Here is a 19,171-nt window from a genome sequence, read left to right on the forward strand (position 1 = left end):
TGTTGGTCGTACTCAAACCGGTCGACAGAGAATTAATGCTGCTAGTGTGGCTCGACAAGCCGGTCGATGTCGATGTTGACAACGACGATACGCTGCTATTGGTCGTGCTGAGACCACTGGACAGCGATGTGACGTTGCTATTCGTGCTGCTCAAACCAGTCGAGGTTGACGTCGACAGCGACGATATATTGCTGTTTGTCGAACTTAGTCCGGTCGAAGTCGATGTCGATAGCGACGACACACTGCTGTTGGTGGTGCTCAGGCCGCTGGACAACGAAGTCACGTTACTGTTAGTGCTGCTCAAGCCGGTCGAGGTCGAGGTCGACAGTGACGACACGCTGCTATTGGTGGTGCTGAGACCGCTGGACAACGAAGTGACGTTGCTGTTGGTGCTGCTCAAGCCGGTCGAGGTCGAGGTCGACAGCGACGACACGTTGCTGTTTGTCGTGCTGAGGCCGCTGGACAGCGAAGTGACATTGCTGTTGGTACTGCTCAAGCCGGTCGATGTCGACGTCGACAATGACGATACGCTGCTGTTTGTCGTGCTCAGTCCGCTGGACAGCGAAGTGACGTTGCTGTTGGTGGTGCTCAGGCCGTTGGATAACGAAGTCACGTTGCTGTTGGTCGTGCTCAGTCCACTGGACAACGATATGACGTTGCTGTTGGTCGTGCTCAGGCCACTGGACAACGATGTGACGTTGCTATTCGTACTGCTCAGGCCTGTCGATGTCGAGGTCGATAGCGACACCACATTGCTGGTGGTCGTGCTCAGGCCGCTAGACAACGAAGTCACGTTGCTATTCGTGCTGCTCAGGCCCGTCGAAGTCGACGTCGACAGTGACGATATGTTGCTGTTTGCTGTGCTCAGGCCACTGGATAACGAAGTCACGCTGCTATTGGTACTGCTCAGGCCAGTCGAGGTCGAGGTCGACAGCGACGATACGTTGCTGTTGATGGTGCTCAGACCGCTGGACAACGAAGTGACGTTGCTGCTCGCCGTACTCAGCCCGGTCGAGGTCGATGTTGACAACGACGATACGCTACTGTTGGCAGTGCTCAGGCCTGTCGATGCAGAAGTCGACAACGACGAAACACTGCTGTTGATAGTACTGAGGCCACTGGACAGCGAAGTGACGTTACTGTTCGTGCTGCTCAAACCCGTCGATGTCGAGGTCGACAGCGAGGACACGCTGCTGTTAGTGCTGCTCAGACCACTGGACAACGATGTCACATTGCTATTCGTGCTGCTCAAGCCGGTCGACGTCGACGTTGACAACGATGAAACGCTGCTGTTAGTCGTGCTCAGTCCGCTGGACAGCGAAGTGACATTGCTGTTCGTGCTGCTCAAGCCGGTCGATGTCGATGTCGACAGCGACGATACGTTGCTGTTTGTTGTGCTGAGGCCGCTGGACAGTGAAGTGACATTGCTGTTGGTGCTGCTCAAGCCGGTCGACAGAGAATTAATGCTGCTAGTGTGGCTCGACAAGCCGGTCGACGTCGACGTTGACAACGACGATACGCTGCTGTTGGTAGTGCTCAGGCCAGTCGATGTCGATGTCGACAGCGATGACACATTGCTGTTTGTCGTGCTCAGTCCGCTGGACAATGAAGTCACGTTGCTGTTCGTGCTGCTCAGACCCGTCGATGTCGAAGTCGACAGCGACGACACGCTGCTATTTGTCGTGCTCAGACCGCTGGACAGCGAAGTCACATTACTGTTGGCGCTGCTCAAACCAGTCGAAGTTGATGTCGACAGCGATGACACATTGCTGTTTGTCGTGCTCAGTCCGCTGGACAATGAAGTCACGTTGCTGTTCATGCTGCTCAGGCCAGTCGATGTCGAAGTCGACAACGAAGACACATTGCTGTTGGTCGTGCTCAGGCCGCTGGACAGCGATGTGACGTTGCTGTTCGTGCTGCTCAAACCTGTCGAGGTCGAGGTCGACAAGGACGATACATTGCTGTTAGTCGTGCTCAACCCGGTGGACAAGGAGGCTTCCGCCACTCGCGACGTGCTGATTCCGGTCGAGGTCGACGTGGATAGAGATGTCACATTGCTGTTAGTCGTGCTCAGCCCAGTGGACAAGGAGGATTCCGCCACGCGTGACGTGCTGATACCAGTCGAAGTGGAGGTCGACAGACTGTTAAGGTAAATCCTGGTGTTGTTAACGTAGTTAACGCAAGTTGGATCGGCAGTGTACATGGTGCCGCCATTGCCCGAAGTACACGCTGCCTCTGGCAACGTTTGTGCAAACACATCATTAGGCGCAAACAAGAGCAGCGGCGCAATGGCCCCGGCAGTTGCTATTGCGGCGGCCACTTTTGAGCTGCTACGCTTCCCTCGAGCCGCCGTATTTTCGGACACGGCGACCCAGGCGCCAAGTACTTCACTATATACGGTGCGATAAATTTTATTCATGAATTGCTCTAATCAAAATATAGTGAGACTTGCAGCATGAGATCGGACTGATCGTTCAAGCGAGATCACGTAAAAGTGGAGGCCAACTATGGGCAGCTACGCCATGCTCATGACAACATCAGCGGATGTGTGCTGCGTCTTCGCGTCGGCCGAAAGCGGCATGCCCGCGATAAGGAACGCAGTTAATTTGAAAAGTCTGCCGAACGCGCCAAGAGGGAATGCGGCGCTGTCGATGAGCGCCATGAATGAGAGCATTTGATGCAACGTCTTCATCTTTTCACCTTGGAAATTCGGCGTTTTTATAACTCAAAAGAACTCAGCTTCGTCGCATCAAAGACCAGGGGTTCAAGTGACGTGGCCACTTTCCTCAGATCCCGACTGAAAAACCAGGAATTCAATCAACCCAAGAGACAAGGAAATTTGTTGCCGCTCCCGTCCTCAATTCACAATTAACAATATTAAATTTCAAACAACGCTTATTGACATTTTTAATTCTTCTTCTCGGCCAATCAATTACACAACTACCGTCAAGCTCGGCTCAACATCGCATTAAATCCATCTAAGTATTGCGCATAAAATCAGCATGTTGCTCTTTGCTCAACATCGACTTCCACGGCAACGCAAAGTGGAATATTTATCATTGCATTTCAAACATCAATAAATGTCCAAAATCACGAATAACACAAAGTGCCAAATGTTAATTTCAATTATTATTTATGTCATCTAAATAAGTTCCCAAAAGTCGCCAATAAACAACGAATTTATTCATATATGACGCTTGAAATAATTTCAAAAACTGCCTCCTCCTCTCTGTTTTCGAGAAAAAAACTGCAAAATTTATTCATAAGTACTTATAAACATTGATATTTTCAAGATATACGAATTTTAAATATCTTAATTGCACAGTTACCCATAAACAACAAATTTAGGGAAAAATAGCCAGATGTTTTCGCATATAAAAATCCCCAATGGAAACAATTTCGGCAATTTATTTCCGCATGGAAATGATAAATGTGCTTTTCAATATTAACTGTTTAATATGAAATAAAATGTCCATACGTAGACATCATTTGCAAAGTGCGGGATGGGAAATTCATTGTGGAAAAATGCCATTCTGTCTAGCATCAATAGCAATTCTCTGTGAAAAATGCAGAAGCAGGCGCAGCCAACGCGCCGCCAGCAAAGGCCAGGAAGCACATCAGCGTACAGATCTGTACGTTCTCACAATAGGATACATGCTTGAAAAACAAGACCTTGGACAGGTGCGGGCAAGGTGCGGGCACGCAGGTGGAAATGTAAAATTGACCGCCAACCCGTCAATAGCCTAAAGCAACAGCCGGTCCGGGCAACAAAAAGCCCGCAATCACATCGTCATTGCGGGCTCGGGGATAAGCAGTTTTAGCGGCTATTGTTATTGTCCTGCTCATCCTGTTCAGCTTTTTCAGCGTCCGCTTCGGCCTGGCGCCTTGCCACTTCTTCCGCATGCAGAGCCAGCAGGACTGCACGTGTTTGCGGCGTCTCCAGGCTGATCCGGCCAAGCGCGCCGGTACGATAGTCCTGCAGCAGAGTGTGCGCCGCCTTCTCCAGGTCAAGGTCGCCGCCTTTGAGACGGAAGCCGCGGCGCAGCGCCACGCCTTCGATGACGCTGACGCCATCGATGCCATCGGTCTTGATGCCGTAACGGGCCGTCAGCAGCGGCGCATAGCGCAGCAGCAGCTCGTCGGCCAGGAACGTTGCGACCTCTTCTTCGATCAGCGCATTGCTGCCGATAGCGTGGCTGGCGGCCAGCATCAGGCCATCGCTAGGATGGGCGATCTTCGGCCACAGCATGCCGGGGGTGTCGATCAGCACCATATTGTTACCCAGGTACAGGCGCTGCTGCACCTTGGTCACTGCCGGTTCATCGCCGACGGCTGCCACCCGGCGCTTGAGCAAGGCATTCATCAAGGTCGACTTGCCGACGTTGGGAATCCCCATGATCATCATGCGCAAAGGCTTCAGCGGCGTGCCGCGATGCGGCGCCAGCGTCAGGCACAAACCCGGGATCTTGGCGACATCGGACGGCTTCTTGCAGCTCAAGGCCACTGCGTGCACATTTTTTTGCGCGTTGTAAAAGCTGAGCCATGCCTGGGTGGCGGCCGGATCGGCCAGGTCGCTCTTGTTGAGGATTTTCAGGCAGGGACGCTGGCGGTGCACGCGCAGCTGCTCAATCATGGGATTGCAGCTAGCTTGCGGCAAACGGCCGTCGAGCACTTCGATCACGAGATCGACCTTCTCCATAGCTTCCGCCGCCTTCTTGCGGGCGGCGTTCATATGACCTGGGAACCATTGTATGGACATGCGTTGTCTTGTCTGACTAAAATAAACCGCTATTGTACGGACTTATTCCGCTTCTACCGCAATCCCGGCCGCAAGCCTTGCATGGCGAAGCGCGCCAGATCGCCCTCGATGAGGGACCGGCGCTCCATTTTATTACCCCAAGACAAGCAAACTATTCCAGTTCGGCCAGCACTTTCATATGCGCGACCACGCTGCGCGCCAGCGCCGAGAGGTCGTAGCCGCCCTCCAGGCAGCTGACAATCCGGCCTCGCGCGTGCTCTGCCGCCACTTGCATGATCTGCCGGGTGAGCCAGGTGTAGTCGGCCTCGACCAAACCCATCTGCGCCATGTCGTCTTCCCTGTGCGCATCAAAACCGGCGGAGACAAAAATCATTTGCGGCCGGTGCTCCTGCAAGGCCGGCAACCACTGTTCGGTCGCCAGCTGCCGCACCGCTTTGCCGTCGCTGTAGGCCGGCAGCGGAATATTGACTGCCTTGCCGCCGCTCGCCTCGGCGCCGCTGAAGGGATAGAACGGATGCTGAAAGAAACTCACCATCAGCACCCGCGGATCGTGCGCAAAGATCTCTTCGGTGCCATTGCCGTGATGGACGTCGAAATCGACGATCGCCACCCGTTCCAGTCCGTGCACCTCCAGCGCATGACGCGCGGCCAGCGCAACGTTATTGAAAAGGCAAAATCCCATCGGTGTAGTGGACGTGGCGTGATGGCCAGGCGGGCGCACCGAGCAAAATGCGTTGTCGATCTCCCCGGCGATGACGGCATCGGTCGCCGCCAGCGCGGCGCCGGCCGCGCGCAATGCCGCTTGCCAGCTATGCACATTGACTGCGGTGTCGGGGTCCAGCTGATAAGTGCCGCCCGTGCCGGCCAGGGCCAGGCTGCGCTCGCGCACCAGGGCGATCATGGCGGCGCTGTGCACCCGCGCCAAGTCGCTCTCCAGCGCCAGCGGCGCGCCGCGGTAATCCAGCAACTGGTCGATGCGGCTGGCAATCAGCTGGTCTTCGATCGCCTGCAATCTCGCTGGCGATTCCGGATGACCGGCGCCCATGTCGTGCAGCTTGCAATCGGGATGAGTATAAAAAGCAGTAGTCAATTGAGCTCGCCAAAAGTCTTGCTGGAAATGCTGATAGTGTACACGTGGCGCCATTCTCGCCCGGATTCGGACAAACTGCACCGTGCCCGGCGCCGCAAGCGGATTAAGCAGATTGATATTTTCTCAAAGAAACTAGGTTAACTCTGAGGAAGTTTGTATGATTCTCTCTCCGCAATCGCGCCCTCACATACGATGCCATGTTCGCAAAAATTCACGCAGTAGCACAGCAAGTCAGCCAGATAGTGGTCGGCAAGGACCATCAGATCCGCCAGGCCCTGGTATGCCTGTTGGCAGGAGGCCATTTATTGATCGAGGATGTACCCGGGGTCGGCAAGACCACCCTGGCGCATGCGCTGGCGATTTCGCTGGGCTTGCGTTTCAACCGCCTGCAGTTCACCAGCGACCTGCTGCCGGCGGACGTAGTCGGGATTTCCGTTTTCGACCGTGAAAAAAGCGGCTTTGTATTTCATCCCGGGCCGGTGTTCACCCAGGTCCTGCTGGCCGATGAGATCAACCGCGCCACACCCAAGACGCAATCGGCGCTGCTGGAGGCGATGGAAGAGCGTCAGGTCACCGCGGAAGGCGTGACGCGCGACCTGCCTGAACCGTTCTTCGTCATCGCCACCCAGAACCCGGCGCACCAGGTCGGCACCTTCGCGCTGCCCGAATCCCAGCTGGATCGTTTCCTGATGTGCCTGTCGCTGGGCTACCCGGACGCCACCGCGGAACGCGCGCTGCTGATGGGCGAAGACCGCCGCACCTTGCTGAAATCGCTGAAGCCGGTGATGCAGGCGGCAGAACTGATCGAAGCCCGGCAAGCGTTGAAGCTGATCCATACTTCCAGCGCGCTGGTCGATTATGTCCAGGCTCTAGCGCACGCCTCGCGCCAGAACGGCTTGTTTGCCGAGGGCATGAGCCCGCGCGCCGCCATCGCGTTGTTGCAGGCAGCGCGCGCCTGGGCCGCCCTTGAAGGCCGCAACCACGTGATCCCGGAAGACGTGCAGGCAGTCCTGGCGCCGGTAGCCGCCCATCGCCTGCGTCCGCTCAAAGCGCACACCGGCAGCGCGCTGGGCGCGCGCGACCTGGTGTTGCAATTGATGAAGTCGGTCGCAGTTTAGGCGTTTCTTCTCCCATGCTGATCTCCCTGCGCAAGCAAATCCGCCACTGGCTGGATCACTCCCTATTTCAGCTGCGCGATGCCGAGCCGGGCGAAGTGCTGCTCACCCAGCGCCGCGTGTTCATTGTCCCGAGCCGGCCCGGGCTGGCGTTCGCCTTCATGCTGGTGCTGCTGTTTTTGTGCTCCATCAATTACAACCTGAGCCTCGGCTTCGGCCTGACCTTCCTGCTGGCCGCATGCGCGGTCATCGACATGCATCTGACCTTCCGCAACCTGGCCTACCTGCATCTGAACGCGGGCAAGGCAGCCGCGGTATTTGCCGGCGAAGATGCCCTGTTTGAACTGCACCTGGTCAATCGCCGCAAGCATGCGCGCTACGCTATCTGGCTCGGCTTCATCGGCCGCGGCTTGCCGGCCATCGAAAGGGCCGCGGATGTGCCGGCGCATGGCGCCAGCCATCTGACGCTGGCTGTGACGACCAGCCGGCGCGGCTGGCAGCCGGCGCCCAGGATACGTTTGCAGACACGCTTCCCGCTTGGCTTGCTGCGCGCCTGGAGCTACTGGCAACCGGACAGCAAGGCGCTGGTCTACCCGCAGCCGGAAGAATCGATCTCTATGCCGCCGCTGCCGCTTGCGCCCATCGAAAAAAGCGACGGCAACGGCGCCGCCGGCCACCAGGATTTTGCGGGAATCCGCAGCTACCAGAGCGGCGATTCGCCCAAGCACCTGGCGTGGCGCCAGATCGCCAGGCTGGATACAGACATCGACGCCAAGCTCATCACCAAGCAATTCGAAGGCGGCGCCGTCAGCGACCTGTCAATCGACTATGAAGCGCTGCCATATGGCATGCCGGTGGAAACCAAGCTCTCGCGCATGACGCGCTGGATACTGGAAGCGGAAGCGCGCCAGCTGCCCTATGCTTTCCGCCTCGGCGACAGCGTCTACGCGGCCGCGCTGGGTCCGGCGCACCAGCGTGCCTGCCTGCGGGCGCTGGCCTTGTATGAGGGGCAGATATGACGTTTGCGCCCAAAACCGCCACGCTGCAGCAACTCCGGACCGACCTTGAAAACAAGCCGCTGTTCCGCATTTCCAGCACCTACGTCAAGACACTGCCGCGCGACAAGAGCGACACCCTGTTGCTATTGGGGGCCTGCGCCATGGTGCTGCTGCCGCACTTCCTGCATCTGCCCTGGTGGACTTCGCTGATCTGCGGCGGCCTCATGTTGTGGCGAGCCTGGATCACCTTGCGCGGCCAACGGCTGCCGCCGCTCTGGCTGCTGATGCCGCTGGCGGCGCTGACCATGGGCGCGGTCTATCTCGATTACCGCACATGGTTCGGGCGCGACGCCGGGGTCGCCATGCTGGCGCTGCTGCTGACCTTCAAGCTGCTGGAGATGCGCGCACGGCGCGATTTGTTCGTGGTGCTGCTGCTGAGTTTCTTTTTATTGCTCACTAATTTTTTCTATTCGCAGTCGATATTGTGCTTGCTGTGGATGATGGCCACGCTGACGCTGCTGCTGACCGCCCAGCTATCGTTCCAATACTCCGGCAGCGTGCCGCCGCTGAGGCAAAGGCTGCGCCTGGGCGGCCTGATGCTCGCCATGGCGCTGCCGCTGACGCTGATCCTGTTCCTGCTGTTTCCGCGGATCCAGGGACCGTTGTGGGGCTTGCCTGGCGACGCCCATGGCGGCCGCACAGGCTTGTCCGACAGCATGGCGCCGGGAAACATCTCCCAGCTGGCCATGTCCGACGACATCGCCTTCCGCGTCAAATTCACGGATGCTCCACCCGCCCCAGCCAAGCGCTACTGGCGCGGCGCCGTCTTGCACGACTTCGACGGCCGCACCTGGACCCAGGGGCAAATCGGTCGCGCCAGCATCGAAACATCAGGACAATGGCAGCAGATTTCGCTCAACGCGCCACGCAATCCAGACGCAGAGGTCCATCAGCAAATCACGATGGAGCCAAACGGCCAGCGCTGGCTGTTTGCGCTGGAAACGCCTCAGCGGGTGCCGTCGCTGGAAGGCATTGGGGTCTTGCTAACGGCGGATCACCAGCTGCGCGCCGCGCGCGCCATCGGTGAGCGCGTGCGCTACGACGTGGTCTCGAATCTCAGTCAGCTGCCGGCATACCAGGCTGATGCCAGAGCCCTGCAGCTGGAACGCGCGCTGCCGCCCGGCTTCAATCCCCGCACCCGGGAATTCGCAACCAACCTGCGCCGGCAATGGAGCGACGACACGGCGCTGGTGAATGCCGTACTGGCCTTTTTCCGGCGCGAGAATTTCAGCTACACGCTGGAACCGCCACTGCTGGGCAAGGACAGCGTCGACGATTTCCTGTTTTCCAGCCGCGCCGGCTTTTGCGAACACTATGCCAGTTCCTTCGTAGTGCTGATGCGCGCCGCCGGTATTCCGGCGCGCGTGGTCACCGGTTACCAGGGCGGCGAGATCAATCCGGTCGACGGCATGATGACCGTACGCCAATCCGACGCTCACGCCTGGGCCGAAGTCTGGCTGCCGCCGCGCGGCTGGGTCCGGGTCGACCCGACCGCCGCGGTGGCGCCAAGCCGGATCGAAACCCAGCTCGGCAATCTGATGCCGCGCTCGTTCTTCGGCAATCTGCTGGGCGCCGCTCCCGGCCGTGAAAACTGGTGGCCGGCGCTGAACAGCAGCGTCGCGCTGCTGCGCGCCAATTGGGAAGCGCTCGGCAACGGCTGGAATCAATGGGTGCTAAATTACACGCCGGCCCGGCAAATGGGCTTCATGCACTGGCTCGGTTTCGATGAGCTGGACTGGCCCACCCTCAGCATCCTGATGCTGACCATCGGTACGGTGGCAGTCGCTAGCGTCACGCTGCCGTTGCTGCTGGCTCGAAACAAGAGGAAGCCGCTCGATGCGGTATACTCCTCGCTGTGCGCGCAGATGGCGCGGCGCGGTCTGGATCGGCAAGCGCATGAAGGTCCGAGCACATACAGCCGGCGCCTGTGCGCCAGCAATTCACCACTGGCGCCGCCGGTCAAGATCGCGGTACAGCGCTTTATCGCTTTGTACGAAGCGCTGCAGTATGGCGCCGAGTCCGGCAGCGGACCGCACAACAAACCGCCGGCGCATTTAATGGCACAACTCAAATTACTGCTCTCCCAATGTCGATGAAATCAACTGCCCGTCTCCGTCCCATCGCTCAGCTGTGCGCTCTCGTCCTGGCGATCAGCATCAGCCCGAATCTGCTGGCGCAGCAAAGCAGCGGCGGCAAAGCCAGCGCGGCCAAAGTCAGCGTGCGTAAAACCATGAATAACGCCGACGATGGCGAGTTCGCCAATTTCGCCGACTGGAAAGAGGTTTCCGCATTCATCGACCAGATGGTCGAGAAGCACGGTTTCAACCGCTCCGAACTGGTGACCATGTTCAACAAGGTGCGCTACATCGACAGCGCCATCCAGCTGATGAAGCCGGCGCCCGCCAGCAAGCCGAAAAACTGGGCAGCCTACCGCGCACGTTTTGTGGAGCCGGTGCGCATCCAGGCCGGCGTTGACTTCTGGAATACCTATGCTGACGCCCTGAACCGGGCCGAGGTGCAATACGGCGTACCGGCGGAAATCATCGTTGGCATCATCGGCGTTGAAACCGTATATGGCCGCAATGTCGGCAGCTTCCGGGTAATGGACGCCATCACCACGCTGGCGTTCGACTATCCCAACACGCCGACGCGCGAAGCACGCATGAGCTTCTTCCGCGGCGAGCTGGAAAACACTCTGCTGTACGCCAGGGAATCCGGCATCGATCCGTTCACCTTGCTGGGTTCGTACGCCGGCGCCATCGGCTGGCCGCAGTTCATGCCGAGCAGCATACGTCAGTACGGCGTGGATTTCGATGGCAAGGGCAAGATCGACCTGCGCAACTCTCCGGTCGATGCAATTGGCAGCGTCGCCCATTACCTGGCCGAGCACGGCTGGAAAACCGGCATGCCGATTGTCTTCCCGGTGACCTTGTCGACCGACACCAGCGCTGAAAACCGCTGGCAGGCATTTATCGGACAAGGCCTGGAAGCCAAGTACTCGCTGGATGAGCTGACGGCAGCCGGCGTGGTGCCGGGCGTGGTGCTGCCAGGCGATATGCGCTTCGGCCTGATCGACCTGCAGAATGGCCAGAATCCGGCCGAATATTGGATCGGCACCGAAAATTTCTACGCCATTACGCAGTACAACCGCAGCTTCTTCTACGCCATGTCAGTGGTTGATCTGGGGCGCGCAGTCAGGGTGGCGCGCATTCCTCAATAACAGAAACGGCAGCAAGCCGTCAGGGATTGCTGACCGTCAGTTCGACTTCGACCGTCTGGCCGTTGGCGCTCAGCCAGATCTGCGCATCCTGGATGGTGCACTGCAGCTGCATATTGCGCTGGGCGAAACCGGTCAAGGCTTCGCTGCTGGCGGCGGCGATGTTGATGACGGTCAGATTGCGCGCACGCGCCACCTTGGCGGCGATCTGGTTCCACCAGATATGGCTGGTGCTGCTATAGCTGTACACCACCACTTGCGCGGCACGTCCGCAGGCCTTGAGGATGCGCTTTTCGTCCGGCTGTCCGACTTCGATCCAGAGATCGATGGCGCCGGTCAGGTCCTTGGCCCATAAATCCGGCTCTTCCGCATCCGACAGGCCTTTACCGAATGTCAGGGCAGGCGATGCGTGGCGGGCGAACGCCAGCAGACGCACCATCATGCGCTCGTCGGTTTCCGACGGGTGACGGGCCAAGGTCAGGGCGTGTTCCTGGTAGTAATGTCTATCCATATCGGCAATTTGCAGATCGGCTTTAAAAATAGTTGCTTTAAGGGCCATAACGCCTATTGTTATATAAAGATGAATCAAACCCGGCGTGTCGCACTCACGGGATCGGAAGAATAACCCGATTTGGCGGCACGGAAAATATAAATGACCGCCGGCACGGCGGCAGTGGCGGGGCTTGATGCCGCGGCATCCATCCCTATTTGATATAAATTGTTTGCAAATGTTATTATATATTTAATGAAAACTGCTCCTCCTACAGAAACGACGGCATTCTCTACCGAAGTAATCGCTCACACCAAGACGTGGCTGGAGCGCGCTGTGATCGGACTCAATCTCTGCCCGTTTGCCAAGGCTGTGCATATCAAGGATCAGATCCGCTATGTGGTCAGCAGCGCGCAAACGCCGGAAGAACTGGTGGCCGACCTGATCAGAGAACTCGCATTCCTGCAAGAGGCCGATCCGGCAAAGATCGACACCACGTTGCTGATTCACCCCGACGTACTGCGCAACTTCCTGGACTATAACGATTTTCTCGATGTTGCCGACGCTGCGGTCGAAGAGCTCGACCTGGACGGCGAAATCCAGGTGGCCAGCTTTCATCCGGAATATCAGTTTGCCGACACTGACGTCGACGACATCAGCAACTATACCAATCGCTCGCCCTACCCGACTTTGCATCTATTGCGTGAAATCAGCGTGGAGCGTGCGGTCGATGCCTTCCCGGAGGCTTCGGAAATATTCGACAAGAACGTGCAAACCCTGCAGCAGCTGGGACTGGAAGGCTGGCGGAAAATATTAGGGGAGGGACAAAAACGCGCCTGAATCGATGCCTTGGTGGTTGATCATTGTTGCAAAAATGGTATTTCCTTGAATTTTTTACGGAAAGTTACTAAATAGTAATAGACATCGTAACAAGAAAATTTTAAATTGAGCTTGTGCAACTTATTTGTATATTTGGTCACTAAACAGACGTACCTTGTTTGTCACCAACCGAATGTACAAGATGCTGTGCAATGTACTTAGCTGTATCTGTAGTCCCATGAAGAAATAAATAGGGAGTTTCTTTATGATAAAAATGTGCTCAAAATCAGTATAAAATACGGCGGCTTATAAGTTTGCCAATAAAACTGGGAGGTGCACTTGGTAATAGTTTTGTACTTATTGCACAACCACTTCCCATATATCAACTAGGATAACGGAATCAATTGATTATGACTATTAACACTACCCCAGACGCACCAATCAGCAACAAGCTTGATGAACAAGTGACGTACGATCCAAATCACTTGCTGGATTCGCTCATCGACAAGTTGCATTTGAAGAACGATGCGGCTCTTTCGCGCTCACTCGAAGTAGCGCCACCGGTCATCAGCAAAATCCGCCATCGCCGCTTGCCGGTTGGCGCTTCGCTGCTGATTCGCATGCACGAAGTCAGCGACCTGACGATCCGTGAATTGCGCGCCTTGATGGGTGACCGCCGTGAAAAATTCCGTATCAGCGACAAGCAGTTCAAGCCAAAGAGCAAGATCGAAGCCGAAAAGCTGAAGTAATCGGCATGTCGGCTCCGTCCCTGTCTAAAGCGGACTGCTGATTGCAGTAGCTTTAGGCGGGGAAAACGCCTGTGGAAAGATAGCGGTCGCCGCGATCGCAGACGACGAACACAATCGTCGCGTTTTCTACTTGCTGCGCAATCCGTAACGCCACCTCGCAAGCCCCTCCTGTCGAAATCCCGCAGAAAATCCCCTCTTCACTCGCCAGCCTGCGTGCCATATGCTCGGATGCCGCCTGACTGACCGACTCCGTCTGGTCGACCCGGGAATGGTCGAATATTTTCGGCAGATAAGCTTCGGGCCATTTTCTGATGCCGGGAATTTGCGAACCTTCTTCCGGCTGCGCGCCGATGATGCGGATAGCCGGATTCTGTTCTTTCAAATAGGTAGAGACGCCCATGATGGTGCCGGTGGTGCCCATCGCGCTGACAAAATGGGTGATCCGTCCTTCGGTATCACGCCAGATTTCAGGACCGGTGGTTTCGTAATGCGCCAGCGGATTGTCCGGATTGGCAAACTGGTCCAGGATCAGTCCTTCGCCATCCTTCTGCATTTTTTCAGCCAGGTCACGTGCATATTCCATGCCGCCGGTCTTGGGCGTCAAGATGATCTTGGCGCCGTATGCCGCCATGCTTTGGCGCCGCTCTTCGCTCAGGTTTTCCGGCATCAGCAATACCATCTTGTAGCCGCGCATGGCGGCCACCATCGCCAGCGCGATGCCGGTATTGCCGCTGGTAGCTTCGATCAGGGTGTCGCCAGGCTTGATCTGGCCGCGCGCCTCGGCATGTTTGATCATCGATAATGCCGGCCGGTCTTTCACGGAACCGGCGGGATTATTGCCTTCCAACTTGCCCAGGATCACGTTGTTGCGCTGCTCGGCGTCGCTGCCGGGAATACGTTTGAGTTGGACCAGGGGGGTGTTGCCGATGGTGTCTTCGATAGTCAGATAAGGCATAGTGTGCGATCAGGCGTGGTGTGCAAAGAACCCATTTTAATATGAGACTTTGCTACGCGTATGAAAGCCTGATAAAGCGCCAGCCGGAAACGGCATGCTGCCCAGGCAAAAATCAAGGCCAGGCTGGCGAACCAAACCCGGCCTTTGTTTTTTCGGCAAACCAGCCTATTTGGGCTTGGCCGTAGCCTTTGCAGCTGCTTTCGCCGGAGCCGCTGCTTCGCCCCTGGCCTTCCCGCTCACCTGCAAGCCGGCCTCCGACAGCTTGACTGCCTTCTTCTCGCCTATTCCCTGCACCCGGCTTTCAAAGTCGCTCCAGCTCTTGAAATTGCCGCCCTTGGCGCGCTCGTCGACAATGCGCTTGGCAGTGCTTGCGCCTATGCCTTTGATGCTGTCCAGCGCGGCCAGGTCGCCTTTATTGACGTCGACCTGGGCAAAGCTGGCAGACGCCGTCAGCAGCATGCAAGCTATCAGCAATAATTTCTTCAGCATTTCGTCTATCTCCCGTGGTTGTGGTGGTGACTGAAAAATCAACAGACGCGAAAACGTCCAATGAATTATAGTCACGCACAAACGACAGATTGACGTTTACACCACAAACAAGGAATTGCTTACTGCCTAATGGAGCGTTAGCCTAACAGCTCTTCACGGCTGACCGTGGCGGTGCCAAGCTTGCCGACCACGATGCCGCCCGCGCGATTTGCCAGCGCCACGGCGTCGGCGATCGGCAGTCCTGCCCCCAGCATCAGCGCCAGCGTCGCAATCACGGTATCGCCGGCGCCGGAGACGTCGTACACCTCGCGCGCCATGGCCGGGAAATGGCGGATTTCCTGGGCCGAGTACAAACTCATGCCTTCTTCCGAACGTGTCAGCAGCAAGGCTTCGAGCTGCAGCGACTCGCGCAGGTTCTGCGCCTTCATGGTCAACTCTTCTTCGTTTTTCCAGTTGCCGACGATGTGCTTCATCTCCGACTTGTTCGGCGTCAGCACGGTCGCGCCGACATAGCGCGAAAAATCGTCGCCCTTGGGATCGACCAGGATGCACTTGCCGGCCTGCTTGGCGGCAGCGATCATTTCAGCGACGTTGACCAGGCTGCCTTTGGCGTAGTCGGACAGCACCACCACCGGATATTGCGGCAGCAAGGTATTGAAGCGGGTCAGCTTGTCGCGCAAGACGGCGTCGGTCGGCGCTTCTTCGAAATCGATGCGCAGCAGCTGCTGCTGTCGGCCGATCACGCGCAGCTTGATGATGGTGGAGATGGTCGGATCGCGGGTCAGGAAACTGTCGACGCCCATTTCCTGCAGCATGCTGTCGACGGTGTCGCCGGCTTCGTCCTGCCCTACCACGCCCAGCAGGCCGGAGCTGCCGCCCAGCGTAACGATATTGCGGGCCACGTTGGCGGCGCCTCCCAGGCGCTCTTCGCGCTTTTCAACCCGCACGATGGGCACTGGCGCCTCGGGCGAAATGCGGCTGACCTCGCCGAACCAGTAACGGTCCAGCATGACATCGCCGACTACCAGGATCTGCACATGGTCGAAAGAAGCCGGCAGCTTATAGCTTTGCTTAGTCATGGTCTTATCCGCGCGCCAATACCGAACGGCCGATGCCGTAATATTCGAAGCCTTGCTCGCCCATCACTTCGGGCTCGTACAGATTGCGGCCGTCGAACACGATCGGGGTCTTCAGCAGCGTTTTTACTTGATCGAAGTCCGGGCTGCGGAAAGTCTTCCACTCCGTCACGATGACCAGCGCGTCGGCGTCCTGCAAGGCATCGGTCTGGTTGCCGCAGAAACGGATGCGCTCAAAGGCGCCCGGCGTCGCCGCCAGATCCAGCGCCAATACCCGCTTGGCCTCGGTCATCGCCACCGGATCGTGCACGGCCACCGTGGCGCCGCGCGCGACGAGTTCGCCCAGCAACACGCGCGACGAGGCTTCGCGCATGTCGTCCGTATTCGGCTTGAACGCTAGGCCCCACAGCGCGAAATGCTTGCCGCTCAAGTCCGCGCCGAAGCGCTCGCCGATCTTTTGTCCGAGCACGTGCTTCTGGTTGTTGTTGACCTGCTCCACCGCGCGCAGGATATGCAATTCCTGGCCATAGGTGCGGGCGGTACGCTCCAGCGCCTGCACGTCCTTGGGGAAGCAGGAGCCGCCGTAGCCGCAGCCGGCGTACAGGAAGCTGTAGCCGATGCGCGGGTCGGAGCCGATACCGTGGCGTACCGCTTCGATATCGGCGCCCACCTTGTCGGCCAGGTTGGCCAGTTCGTTCATGAACGAGATGCGGGTTGCCAGCATCGCGTTGGCGGCGTATTTGGTGAATTCCGCGGAGCGCACATCCATCCAGAAAGTACGTTCGTGGTTGCGGTTAAACGGCAGGTACAGCTGCTTCATCAGCGCTTGCGCCTGCTGGCCGGCGGCGCTCTCGTCGCAGCCGATGACGATGCGGTCAGGCCGCATGAAGTCTTCCACCGCGGCGCCTTCTTTCAGGAATTCCGGATTAGATACCACTGAAAACTGGACCCCATCGCCGGCTGGCTTGCGCGCGTCCAGCTCTTCCTGGATCGCCGCGCTGACGCGGTCGGCAGTGCCCACCGGCACGGTCGATTTGTCGACGATCACCTTGAAGCCGGTCATGTGCTTGCCGATGTTGCGGGCCGCAGCCAGCACATATTGCAAGTCGGCCGAACCGTCTTCATCCGGCGGCGTGCCGACGGCGATGAACTGCACCTGGCCATGCGCCACGCTGGCAGCGACGTCGGTGGAGAAATGCAAGCGGCCGGCGGCGCGGTTGCGGCTGACGATTTCAGCCAGGCCAGGCTCGTGGATAGGAATGCCGCCGCCATTCAGCATGGCGATCTTGGCCTGATCGAGGTCGAGGCAGAAAACATCGTTGCCCAGCTCAGCCAGGCAAGCGCCTGTGACCAAGCCGACATAACCGGTACCGATAATAGTAATTTTCATGTTATTCCGTGAATGCGCTGTCCGCCGGAACCAGGGCGGGCCAGCGGGATTAATTCATTACGTTCAATTCTTCCGTACGACGCGGCGGGTAGGTTTCCCAGCGGCTGCAGCCCGGGCATTGCCAGTAGAACTGGCGCGCCTTGAAGCCGCAGTGGCTGCATTGGTAACGCGCCAGCTTCTGGGTATAACCGTGCACCAGATTCTTGACTACCGACAGCTCGGTATGCATTTCCGGCGTTATTTTCATCAAGCGCGCTTCCAGCAGCTTATCCAATCCCAGCAAGGTCGGTGTACGCCGCAGTTCATCGCTCACCAGCTGATTGGTGGCGTCCACCCCATCCAGTTCCAGCACGGCCTTGAACACCACTTCCAGCAAATCGATGGAGGAAGCCTCCGCCAGGTAGGAACGCAGCAGGCTGACGCCTTCGTGCGGCCGGCCGACAGCGCGATAGCCATCCATCAGGCGCTGCGCTACCAGCGCCACATGCAGCACGCTTTGCTGCTCAACCCGGCGCCAGACATGCAAGGCGCCCTCGACGTCGTCTTGCGCCAGGTGCACATCGCCCAGCAGCATGGTGGCGCGCACGCTGTTGCGGTCGTTGCTGAGGGCCTGGTCCAGCAAGGACTTGGCTTGCTCGGGATGGCCGTCGACCAGTTCGTCCTGCGCCAACTCGCAATAAAACTGCGCGATTTCCTTTTGCCGGCCGCCTGCGCCGGACTGCTGCAAGGTCTGGGCCGCCTCGATGGCGCGCAGCCATTCCTTTTCGCGCTGGTAGATTTCCAGCAGCGCACGGCCGGCTTGCGCGCCGTATTGGCTGCCGGCCAGCAAATGGAAGCTTTCTTCAGCGCGGTCCAGCAGGCCGGCTTTCAGGTAATCCTGTCCCAGTTCATACTGGGCGTGCAAGCGATGCTCCTGCGCCAGGTCGGGACGCGCCAGCAGATTCTGGTGGACCCGGATCGCGCGTTCGGTTTCGCCGCGGCGGCGGAACAGATTGCCAAGCGCAAAATGCAGCTCTGCGGTTTCCGGATCGAGCTTGACGATTTCGATGAAGGCGTCGATGGCCTTGTCAGGCTGCTCGTTGAGCAGGAAATTCAAACCCTTGAAATAACCGCGGGGCAAACTGCGCGATTCGGATATCAGCTGATTGATATCGACCCGTGCGGCAATCCAGCCTAGTCCAAAAAAGACCGGGATGCCGAGTAACCACCAAATTTCAAATTCCATACGGGTGTGCTTTATGCGTGACCTGGATTCTGTGCGGACCCAGGTGTGAAGATGCCGGCAAATTGAGTGAGCCGCTACGACGGCAGCGGCTCATTCGATTTGATACTAAGGCCTCGTTAAGACATAAGTTGAACATTTGTGCTGGCGGTAGCTGGCGCGCTGCTGCGTTGCCGCCGCTTGCATCACATCCAGTTACGTCCGCTCAAATACCCAACTTATGTCTTAACGAACCCTGAGCGGCATTATATATTCTTGATGCTGTCCGGTTGTGGTGCTTGTGACTCTGCCAGCCGTTGTGCTTCTTGTTCTTTCTGCATGGTGGTCAGGGCTTTCTTGCTTTTTGTGGCATTGCGGCGGTGACGAAATACCGATGGCGCCATCGCCAGTACGCCCAGGATCGCGCCGAACACAAAGAAACCCAGCAGGAACAGCACCAGCGGTCCTTGCATGGTGGTGCCGGGGAAGAACTGGAGATTGACGCTATCTTTGTTCTGCAGCGCGAATCCGAAAAATACGACAAAGAGCAGGATCGAAAGAATTCTGGAAATGATTTTCATGATGCCTTTCCGTGTGATTGGGTAATGGTGGCTGATGAGTTAGTCCGATTTGCAGCTGACCGGTTTTACCATTGTCATTTTTGCAAATTCTCACCTAATACACAAACAATATAACTTTAAATGATGCGAAATTATAGGGCCTGTCCCATCTGATTTGGGAGATGCGTTCAAGCCAAAATGCG

Annotated in this window: 16 protein-coding genes and 1 pseudogene; 6 read left to right on the top strand and 11 right to left on the bottom strand. The window is 57.6% G+C overall.

What is annotated here, in order from left to right; translation table 11 throughout:
- Positions 1–2,287: 2,287 nt before the first annotated feature.
- The 4 genes and pseudogenes from KHU30_RS25760 to KHU30_RS15635 form a co-directional block, all read right to left on the bottom strand.
- Positions 2,288–2,419 (bottom strand): annotated as a pseudogene (locus KHU30_RS25760) (ESPR domain-containing protein); the annotation flags it as partial.
- A 96-nt stretch (positions 2,420–2,515) separates the two neighbouring features.
- Positions 2,516–2,692: a hypothetical protein gene (locus KHU30_RS15625; RefSeq protein ID WP_211443540.1), complete on the bottom strand. Its 177-nt coding sequence runs from the start codon at positions 2,690–2,692 to the stop codon at positions 2,516–2,518.
- 1,125 nt (positions 2,693–3,817) lie between these two features.
- Positions 3,818–4,759: a ribosome biogenesis GTPase YlqF gene (gene ylqF / locus KHU30_RS15630; protein WP_211443541.1), complete on the bottom strand. Its 942-nt coding sequence runs from the start codon at positions 4,757–4,759 to the stop codon at positions 3,818–3,820.
- 151 nt (positions 4,760–4,910) lie between these two features.
- The gene (locus KHU30_RS15635; protein ID WP_211443542.1) at positions 4,911–5,849 is read right to left on the bottom strand and encodes a histone deacetylase family protein; all 939 of its coding nucleotides are present in this window, start codon (positions 5,847–5,849) and stop codon (positions 4,911–4,913) included.
- Positions 5,850–6,046: 197 nt separating this feature from the next.
- On the opposite strand from KHU30_RS15635, the gene KHU30_RS15640 reads away from it, so the two are divergent.
- Genes KHU30_RS15640 through mltB form a run of 4 tightly spaced genes read left to right on the top strand, consistent with a single transcriptional unit; the run spans position 6,047 to position 11,242 of the window.
- Positions 6,047–6,967 (top strand): AAA family ATPase, encoded by a 921-nt coding sequence (locus KHU30_RS15640; protein WP_211443543.1) that lies wholly within the window; start codon positions 6,047–6,049, stop codon positions 6,965–6,967.
- A 14-nt stretch (positions 6,968–6,981) separates the two neighbouring features.
- A complete protein-coding gene (locus tag KHU30_RS15645; protein WP_211443544.1) occupies positions 6,982–7,983 on the top strand; it encodes a DUF58 domain-containing protein in 1,002 nt (333 codons plus the stop codon).
- Positions 7,980–10,118: a transglutaminase TgpA family protein gene (locus tag KHU30_RS15650; protein WP_211443545.1), complete on the top strand. Its 2,139-nt coding sequence runs from the start codon at positions 7,980–7,982 to the stop codon at positions 10,116–10,118. The genes KHU30_RS15645 and KHU30_RS15650 overlap by 4 nt, the downstream gene beginning before the upstream one ends.
- A complete protein-coding gene (gene mltB / locus KHU30_RS15655; RefSeq protein WP_211443546.1) occupies positions 10,109–11,242 on the top strand; it encodes a lytic murein transglycosylase B in 1,134 nt (377 codons plus the stop codon). Before KHU30_RS15650 ends, mltB begins: the two co-directional genes overlap by 10 nt.
- 19 nt (positions 11,243–11,261) lie before the next feature.
- Here mltB and KHU30_RS15660 read toward each other — a convergent pair whose 3' ends face one another.
- Entirely contained in the window at positions 11,262–11,798 is a 537-nt protein-coding gene (locus KHU30_RS15660; RefSeq protein WP_211443547.1) for a YaeQ family protein, read from the bottom strand.
- A 186-nt stretch (positions 11,799–11,984) separates the two neighbouring features.
- Between KHU30_RS15660 and KHU30_RS15665 the strand changes: the two genes are divergently transcribed.
- Together KHU30_RS15665 and KHU30_RS15670 are read left to right on the top strand one after the other, a co-directional pair.
- A complete protein-coding gene (locus KHU30_RS15665; protein ID WP_211443548.1) occupies positions 11,985–12,569 on the top strand; it encodes a DUF1415 domain-containing protein in 585 nt (194 codons plus the stop codon).
- A 389-nt stretch (positions 12,570–12,958) separates the two neighbouring features.
- A complete protein-coding gene (locus KHU30_RS15670) occupies positions 12,959–13,297 on the top strand; it encodes a hypothetical protein (RefSeq protein ID WP_061943759.1) in 339 nt (112 codons plus the stop codon).
- A gap of 52 nt (positions 13,298–13,349) precedes the next feature.
- On the opposite strand, the gene cysM is transcribed toward KHU30_RS15670, so the two are convergent.
- The 6 genes from cysM to KHU30_RS15700 all read right to left on the bottom strand — a co-directional run bounded on the left by cysM (position 13,350) and on the right by KHU30_RS15700 (position 18,989).
- Positions 13,350–14,252 carry a cysteine synthase CysM gene (cysM, locus tag KHU30_RS15675; protein WP_211443549.1) on the bottom strand — a complete coding sequence of 301 codons (903 nt, stop codon included), beginning with the start codon at positions 14,250–14,252 and terminating at the stop codon, positions 13,350–13,352.
- A gap of 165 nt (positions 14,253–14,417) precedes the next feature.
- Positions 14,418–14,741, bottom strand: a complete 324-nt coding sequence (locus KHU30_RS15680; RefSeq protein ID WP_211443550.1) for a ComEA family DNA-binding protein — start codon at positions 14,739–14,741, stop codon at positions 14,418–14,420.
- 137 nt (positions 14,742–14,878) lie between these two features.
- On the bottom strand, positions 14,879–15,820 hold the full coding sequence (gene rfaE1, locus KHU30_RS15685; RefSeq protein ID WP_211443551.1) for a D-glycero-beta-D-manno-heptose-7-phosphate kinase: 942 nt from the start codon (positions 15,818–15,820) through the stop codon (positions 14,879–14,881).
- Positions 15,821–15,824: 4 nt separating this feature from the next.
- Positions 15,825–17,207 (bottom strand): UDP-glucose dehydrogenase family protein, encoded by a 1,383-nt coding sequence (locus KHU30_RS15690; RefSeq protein ID WP_211443552.1) that lies wholly within the window; start codon positions 17,205–17,207, stop codon positions 15,825–15,827.
- Between the two features lie 49 nt (positions 17,208–17,256).
- Positions 17,257–18,432, bottom strand: a complete 1,176-nt coding sequence (gene lapB / locus KHU30_RS15695) for a lipopolysaccharide assembly protein LapB (protein ID WP_211443553.1) — start codon at positions 18,430–18,432, stop codon at positions 17,257–17,259.
- A gap of 242 nt (positions 18,433–18,674) precedes the next feature.
- Positions 18,675–18,989, bottom strand: coding sequence for a LapA family protein (locus KHU30_RS15700; protein ID WP_211443554.1), 315 nt, complete (start codon positions 18,987–18,989; stop codon positions 18,675–18,677).
- Between the last annotated feature and the right edge of the window lie 182 nt (positions 18,990–19,171).

Origin of the sequence: Collimonas humicola, from assembly GCF_018304945.1 — a bacterium.
Classification (GTDB): Bacteria; Pseudomonadota; Gammaproteobacteria; order Burkholderiales; family Burkholderiaceae_D; genus Collimonas; species Collimonas humicola.